Raw genomic sequence first — 7,307 nt, 5'->3', positions numbered from 1 at the left:
AGAGCGTTTTGGTTACTTTTGCGCTGTTCAAAAGTGGCCCGCTGTAAGAGCGGAACCGATATAAACCATAACCTCAATAACGGATATGCACTCAAAACAAAAAAGCCACACACCTGGATAAACTTCAAAAAACAACAATAGTTATTTGTAGTTTGCTAGGAGGTGGCGTGCTCCCGATGGCGGTCGGTCAGGTACAGATGATTTGACTGATACGCCGCCATCGGCAGCAAGCCCCTCCCATATCTGGCAATGCGAAGTCTTACTGTTTAGCGATTGCAGGTGTATCGTATCTGCCCTTTGCGGGTCTCAGGCCCGCAGCCGATACGCGAGGTAGTTGTGTCCCACACTTTTTCCCGTCGACAAATCCTGGGTGGTCTTGCAGGCCTGGCCGTCGTTGGCGTGGGCGCCGGTGGCGCCTATCGCTACTGGCTGGGGAAAGTCGCCGAGGCCGAGGCGGGGCATGATTACGAGCTGATCGCAGCGCCGCTGGACGTTGAACTGGTCGCCGGTTACACCACCCAAGCATGGGCGTTCGGCCACTCGGCGCCTGGCACCGAGTTGCGGGTGCGCCAGGGCGAATGGCTGCGGGTGCGTTTTATCAACCACCTGCCGGTCGCCACCACCATTCACTGGCATGGCATTCGCCTGCCGCTGGAGATGGACGGCGTGCCCTACGTCTCACAATTGCCGGTGTTGCCTGGCGAATATTTCGACTACAAATTCCGTGTGCCCGACGCCGGCAGCTACTGGTATCACCCGCACGTGAACAGCAGCGAAGAACTCGGCCGTGGTCTGGTCGGCCCGCTGATCATCGAAGAGCGCGAGCCCACCGGTTTCAAACACGAACGCACCTTGAGCCTGAAGAGTTGGCATGTGGATGAAGAGGGCGCGTTCGTCGCCTTCAGCGTGCCGCGTGAGGCGGCGCGGGGTGGCACCGCCGGGCGCCTGTCGACGATCAATGGCGTGGCGCAGGCGGTGGTTGATTTGCCCGCTGGGCAGATTACCCGTGTGCGCCTGCTCAACCTCGACAACACCCTGACCTACCGCCTCAACATTCCGGGTGTCGAGGCGCAGATCTACGCGCTGGACGGCAACCCGGTCGAGCCGCGCCCGCTGGGCAAGGAATACTGGCTCGGGCCGGGCATGCGCATATGCCTGGCGATCAAGGCGCCGCCAGCGGGCGAAGAACTGTCGATCCGCAACGGCCCGGTGCGTCTGGGCACCTTCCGTTCGGTGGCCAATACCGACGCGCCTGGCGAATGGCCAGCGGCGCTGCCGGCCAACCCGATTGCCGAGCCGGACCTGGCGAATGCCGAAAAACTCAACTTCAATTTCGAGTGGGTGGGCAGCGTGTCGGTGGATGACGGCAAGCCGCCGAGCCTGTGGCAAATCAACGGCAAGGCGTGGGACATCACCGATAAAACCTGCGCCGACCGCCCGATTGCCACGCTTGAGAAGGGCAAAAGCTACATTTTTGAATTGAAAAACATGACCCAATACCAGCACCCGATCCACCTGCATGGCATGAGTTTCAAAGTGATCGCCTCTAACCGGCACAAGGTGATCCCGTACTTCACCGACACCTACCTGCTGGGCAAGAACGAGCGCGCCCGCGTGGCGTTGGTGGCGGATAACCCCGGGGTGTGGATGTTCCATTGCCACGTGATCGACCACATGGAAACCGGCCTGATGGCCGCCATCGAGGTGGCGTGATGCGCCAGGTTCGCCCAGCAGCGATTATCGACCGGAGCAGCGACCAGGCTTTCATGCGCGAAGCGCTGGTGCTCGCCGCTGAAGGCGCGGCGCTGGGCGAAGTGCCCGTGGGCGCGGTGCTGGTGCAAAACGGTGAAGTCATTGGCCGTGGCTTCAATTGCCCGATCAGCGGCAACGACCCCAGCGCACACGCGGAGATGGTCGCCATTCGTGCCGCCGCGCAAGCGATCAGCAACTATCGCCTGGTGGGCAGCACGCTGTATGTCACGCTGGAGCCGTGCAGCATGTGCGCCGGTTTGATCGTGCACTCGCGCATCGCGCGGGTGGTGTACGGCGCACTGGAGCCGAAGGCGGGCATCGTGCAAAGCCAGGGGCAGTTTTTCACCCAGGGCTTTCTTAACCATCGGGTGCTGTATGAAGGCGGCGTACTGGCCGAGGAATGCGGCGCGGTGCTGAGCGAGTTCTTCAAGGCCCGCCGAGCCAAGCCCACACTCTAAACACACGGAGTATTTAAAGGTGGGAGGGGGCTCAGCAGTTTTTCAGGGGTATGGGCTACTTCCTGGCGATGATGACCGCGCGCATTGGCGCGGGCAGCCCTTCGATGGTTTTGCTGTGGTCTGCAGGGTCGAGGAAGTCACTCAGTGACTGGAACTTCATCCACGCCGTGCCGCGCTGTTCCTCCACCGTGGTCACGCTCACGTCCACGCAACGCACCTCGCTGAAACCCGCGCGGCGCAGCCATAACATCAAGGCCGGCACCGAGGGCAGGAACCACACGTTGCGCATCTGCGCGTAGCGGTCTTCCGGCACCAGCACTTGCTGTTGGTCGCCCTCTACCACCAGGGTTTCGAGCACCAGTTCGCCGCCTTTGACCAGGCAGTCTTTCAGCGCCAGCAAGTGCTCGATCGGCGAGCGGCGGTGGTAAAACACACCCATGGAAAACACCGTGTCGAAGCCTTCCAGGTTCGGCGGTAAATCTTCAAACGGGAACGGCAAGTGCCAGGCCTTGGGCGCCGACAGGTAACGCTGCACCGCCTGGAACTGACAGAAAAACAGCCAGTTTGGGTCCACGCCAATCACGCTGTCGGCGCCGGCGCCGAGCATGCGCCACATGTAATAACCGTTGCCGCAGCCCACGTCGAGAATGCGCTTGCCGTGCAAATTCAGGTGCGGCGCCACCCGCGACCACTTCCAGTCCGAGCGCCATTCGGTGTCGACGTGCACACCGAACAGGTTGAACGGGCCTTTGCGCCACGGGCTCAACCCCATCAGCGCGGTGTGCATCTGTGCGCGGGTCGCGTCGTCGCAGTCAGTGTCCAGCACCAAGTCGTTAAGCAAGTCGACTTCGGTGGGCTTGATCGCCGGCAACGCATCCAGCGCGCTCTGCCAACGCTCCAGGTCACCATGACCCTTTTCCATCTTGCTATCGAGTTGCGCTTGCAGGCCCTGAGCCCAAACGGCCAAAGGCGTGCCTACCAAGTGTCGGGCGAGGGGGGACAGATCAATCATGGCAAGGCAATCAACGAGGCAAAGTTAAGACACTGGAACCACGGCACAACTGTCGAGAACCCGGCCGCCAGCAGGCGTTCACGGTGTTCCTCAAGGCTGTCGGGCTTCATGACGTTTTCGATGGCACTGCGCTTCTGGGCAATTTCCAGTTCGCTGTAGCCATTGGCGCGTTTGAACGCGATGTGCAGGTCGGTCAGCAGCGCATGCTCTTCAAGGTCATTGAAGCGCAGCTTTTCCGAGAGGATCAACGCCCCGCCCGGCAGCAGCGACTGGCGGATGCGCGCGAGCAATGCCAGGCGCTGATCCGGGGCGATAAATTGCAGGGTAAAGTTCAGCGCCACCACCGAGGCCGGTTGGAACTGCAACGCAAGGATGTCGCCCTCGATCACCTCAACCGGCAGCAACTCCTGGAACATCGAGTCCTGGCCATTGAGGTATTCACGGCAGCGCTCGACCATGGCGGCCGAGTTATCCACCGCGATCACCCGGCAACCGTCGGTGCGCACATGCCGGCGCAGGGCCTGAGTCACCGCGCCGAGGGACGAACCCAAGTCGTAAAGCACACTGTTGGGCTGGGCGAACTGCGCGGCAAGCACACCGAGGTTCTCGACGATGGTCGGGTAACCGGGCACCGAGCGTTTGATCATGTCGGGGAATACCCGCACCACGTCCTCGTTAAAGGCGAAGTCCGGCACTTGGGGCAAGGGCTGGGCGAATAGGCGATCGGGTTGTTTGCTCACGACTGGTCCGGCGACGATGGAGGAAAGACCGGCATTTTAGCCAAGTTGGCCCTCGCGTGCGCGGGTTGTCTGATCGAACACCGACGCCATGATGCCCACCGGCGTATCAATTCACCGTGATGGCGCAATCGAAGGTCTCAGCCGGTTCGGCTTCCGGCTCCCAAGGTTGTTGGGAGGTCAGTCGCAAGCGGCCCTGGCCGGCGGCAAATGCCTGGAAGCGCCAAGTCGACTGGCCACCGCCACCGATCACGCCGGAATCCGAGCTGGTGTAAACCTCGGGGCTGAGCGCGCGCAGCACGCCGCCGGCGGAATCCTGGATGGCCCAGCGATAACCGGTGGTCGGGTTGCTCGGCAACGTAAGAATCAGGTTTTGGCCGGTTTTAAGCTGGAGCGGGCAGGCGCTCTGGTTGTCCACGCTGACGTTTTGCTTGGGCGCACTGGCGCACGCGGCCAGCAGGGCCAGGCTTGCGGGAAGAAGGAGGCGGGGAGCGGTCATGGGGTCTCCGTTGATTCACGATGAAGGGCGAGGATAACCGAAGATGAGGCACGGTGTGACACATGGCCCCATCGCGAGCAAGCCCGCTCCCACATTTGAATGTATTCACACATCAAATGTGGGAGCGGCGGTGCGACGTTTCGGCTTGCTCGCGATGGGGCCAGACCAAGCGCTACAAAACTGTCAGAACAACACCTTCGCCACATCGGCAAAGCGCTTGGCAAAGTGCACCGTCATACCTTCCTTGAGGTACTCCGGCAACTCTTCAAAACTGCCACGGTTCGGCTCCGGCAAGATCAGTTCATGGATCTTCTGGCGCCGCGCCGCGATCACCTTCTCACGCACGCCGCCAATCGGCAGCACATGCCCGGTCAGCGTCAGCTCTCCGGTCATGGCCACGCCTTTTTTCGGCGGCTGGTTGCGCGCCAATGACAGCAACGCGCTGGCCATGGTTACACCGGCACTCGGGCCGTCTTTGGGCGTGGCGCCTTCGGGCACGTGCAAATGCACAAAGGCTTCGTCGAAGAACTTCGGGTCACCGCCAAACGATTTCAGGTTCGAGCTGATGTAGCTGTAGGCGATCTCGGCGGATTCTTTCATCACATCACCCAACTGGCCGGTGAGCTTGAAGCCGCGATTGAGTGTGTGAATACGCGTTGCCTCAATCGGCAAGGTCGCGCCGCCCATGCTGGTCCAGGCCAGGCCTGTGATCACACCGGTGCCGGACAGCACTTGTTCGTTGCGAAACACCGGCATGCCCAGCGAGCTTTCGAGGTCTTTGTTGCCGATCTTGATCAGCGTTTTCGGCTCATCCAGCAGCTTGACCACGGCCTTGCGCACCAGTTTGCCCAGCTGTTTCTCCAACTGGCGCACGCCGGCCTCGCGCGCATAACCGTCGATCAGCGCACGCAGCGCGCCGTCGCTGATGGTCAGGCTGGTTTTCGCCACACCGGCTTTTTCCAACTGCTTGGGCCACAGGTGGCGCTTGGCGATGGCGACTTTTTCTTCGGTGATATAGCCCGACAGGCGAATCACTTCCATACGGTCGAGCAGCGGCCCCGGGATCGAGTCCAAGGTATTGGCGGTGCACACGAACAGCACTTTGGACAGGTCCAGGCGCAGGTCCAGGTAGTGGTCGAGAAACTCGACGTTCTGCTCCGGGTCGAGGGTTTCGAGCAGCGCCGACGCCGGGTCGCCCTGGTAGCTCTGGCCCATCTTGTCGATCTCGTCGAGCATGATCACCGGGTTCATCACTTCCACATCTTTGAGCGCCTGCACCAGCTTGCCCGGCAGGGCGCCGATGTAGGTACGGCGATGGCCCTTGATTTCGGCCTCGTCGCGCATGCCGCCGACGCTGAAACGGTAGAACGGCCGCCCCAGCGACTCGGCAATCGATTTGCCGACGCTGGTTTTGCCCACGCCCGGCGGGCCTACCAGCAACACAATGGAGCCAGCGACTTCGCCTTTGTAGGCGCCCACCGCGAGGAATTCGAGGATGCGACTTTTGATGTCGTCCAGGCCCGCATGGTGCTTATCCAGCACTTTGCGCGCGTGTTTGAGGTCGAGTTTGTCCTTGCCGTACACGCCCCACGGCACTGCCGTGGCCCAGTCCAGGTAGTTGCGCGTGACGGCGTATTCCGGCGAGCCGGTTTCCAGGATCGACAGTTTGTGCATTTCTTCATTGATGCGCTTTTGCGCCTGCGCCGGCAGCACTTTGCCTTCCAAGCGCTGCTCGAACTGCTCAACGTCAGCGCTGCGGTCATCTTTGGTCAAGCCCAGCTCTTGCTGGATAACCTTGAGTTGCTCCTTGAGGAAGAACTCGCGCTGATGCTCGCCGATCTTGCGGTTCACCTCGGCGGAGATTTCCTTCTGCAGACGCGCGACTTCGACTTCTTTGCGCAGCATCGGCAAGACTTTTTCCATGCGCTTGAGCATGGGCACGCAGTCCAGCACTTCCTGCAACTCGTTGCCGGTGGCCGACGTCAGCGCGGCGGCGAAGTCGGTAAGCGGCGACGGGTCGTTGGGGCTGAAGCGGTTGAGGTAGTTCTTCAATTCTTCGCTGTACAGCGGGTTGAGCGGCAGCAGTTCCTTGATCGCGTTGATCAGCGCCATGCCGTAGGCCTTGACCTCATCGGTCGGCTGGGTGGGCTGATGCGGGTATTCGACTTCGACCAGGTACGGTGGGCGGTGGTGCTTGAGCCAGGTTTTGATGCGCACGCGGGTCAGGCCCTGCGCGACGAATTGCAGCTTGCCGTTTTCGCGGCTGGCGTGGTGCACCTTCACCAGGGTGCCGTACAGCGGCAGGCTGGAGGTGTCGAAGTGGCGTGGGTCGTCGGGTGGGGTTTCCATGAAAAACAGGGCGAGCGAGTGGTGGTCAGACTTGCTCACCAGTTCGAGGGTTTCGGCCCAGGGTTCTTCGTTGACGATCACTGGCAACACTTGCGCCGGGAAGAACGGCCGGTTGTGGATCGGGATGATGTAGACCTTGTCCGGCAGGTTTTGCCCTGGCAGGGCCAGGCCGGTGTTGGATGAGGTTTCGTGGTCAGCGTTTTCGGGGTCGGCGTAATCGTTGAGGTCTAGATCGGGGAATTCTTGCTGGTCGCTCATGGGGCACCTGCATAAGGAAGTATGCAGCTTAGATGGGGCGCGGCGACGGTGGTTTCAATGGGGTGGGCCAGATAGCAACATATTGCATGGATTTGTCGCGCTACAAATCTGCATAGGCACCCGCAACGCTTTTGTGGGAGACCCCACTGCATCTTTGATGTGGCGCTGTCGCGCAGCAAACGGGCTCGGGGTGTTCTTTGGGTTTTCGTGCATATCCGTTCTTTGGGTGATGGCTTGTATCG

General features: G+C 61.0%; 6 protein-coding genes. 2 read left to right on the top strand and 4 right to left on the bottom strand.

What is annotated here, in order from left to right; translation table 11 throughout:
- Positions 1-336 precede the first annotated feature (336 nt).
- Together F0169_RS05770 and tadA are read left to right on the top strand one after the other, a co-directional pair.
- The gene (locus F0169_RS05770) at positions 337-1,713 is read left to right on the top strand and encodes a multicopper oxidase family protein (RefSeq protein WP_058411947.1); all 1,377 of its coding nucleotides are present in this window, start codon (positions 337-339) and stop codon (positions 1,711-1,713) included.
- Positions 1,713-2,210, top strand: coding sequence for a tRNA adenosine(34) deaminase TadA (gene tadA, locus F0169_RS05765; protein WP_152745979.1), 498 nt, complete (start codon positions 1,713-1,715; stop codon positions 2,208-2,210). Before F0169_RS05770 ends, tadA begins: the two co-directional genes overlap by 1 nt.
- Positions 2,211-2,265: 55 nt before the next feature.
- Here tadA and cmoB read toward each other — a convergent pair whose 3' ends face one another.
- The 4 genes from cmoB to lon form a co-directional block, all read right to left on the bottom strand.
- Positions 2,266-3,222 (bottom strand): tRNA 5-methoxyuridine(34)/uridine 5-oxyacetic acid(34) synthase CmoB, encoded by a 957-nt coding sequence (gene cmoB, locus F0169_RS05760; protein WP_122250439.1) that lies wholly within the window; start codon positions 3,220-3,222, stop codon positions 2,266-2,268.
- On the bottom strand, positions 3,219-3,962 hold the full coding sequence (cmoA, locus tag F0169_RS05755; protein ID WP_058411945.1) for a carboxy-S-adenosyl-L-methionine synthase CmoA: 744 nt from the start codon (positions 3,960-3,962) through the stop codon (positions 3,219-3,221). Before cmoA ends, cmoB begins: the two co-directional genes overlap by 4 nt.
- Positions 3,963-4,068: 106 nt before the next feature.
- On the bottom strand, positions 4,069-4,458 hold the full coding sequence (locus F0169_RS05750; protein ID WP_152745978.1) for a protease inhibitor I42 family protein: 390 nt from the start codon (positions 4,456-4,458) through the stop codon (positions 4,069-4,071).
- Between the two features lie 183 nt (positions 4,459-4,641).
- A complete protein-coding gene (lon, locus tag F0169_RS05745) occupies positions 4,642-7,065 on the bottom strand; it encodes an endopeptidase La (protein WP_152745977.1) in 2,424 nt (807 codons plus the stop codon).
- Positions 7,066-7,307: the final 242 nt, after the last annotated feature.

The sequence above is a fragment of the Pseudomonas kitaguniensis genome (genome assembly GCF_009296165.1).
Classification (GTDB): domain Bacteria; phylum Pseudomonadota; class Gammaproteobacteria; order Pseudomonadales; family Pseudomonadaceae; genus Aquipseudomonas; species Aquipseudomonas kitaguniensis.
Note: the sequence above shows the minus strand (reverse complement) of the source record. Positions and strands in the feature narration are given on the sequence as shown.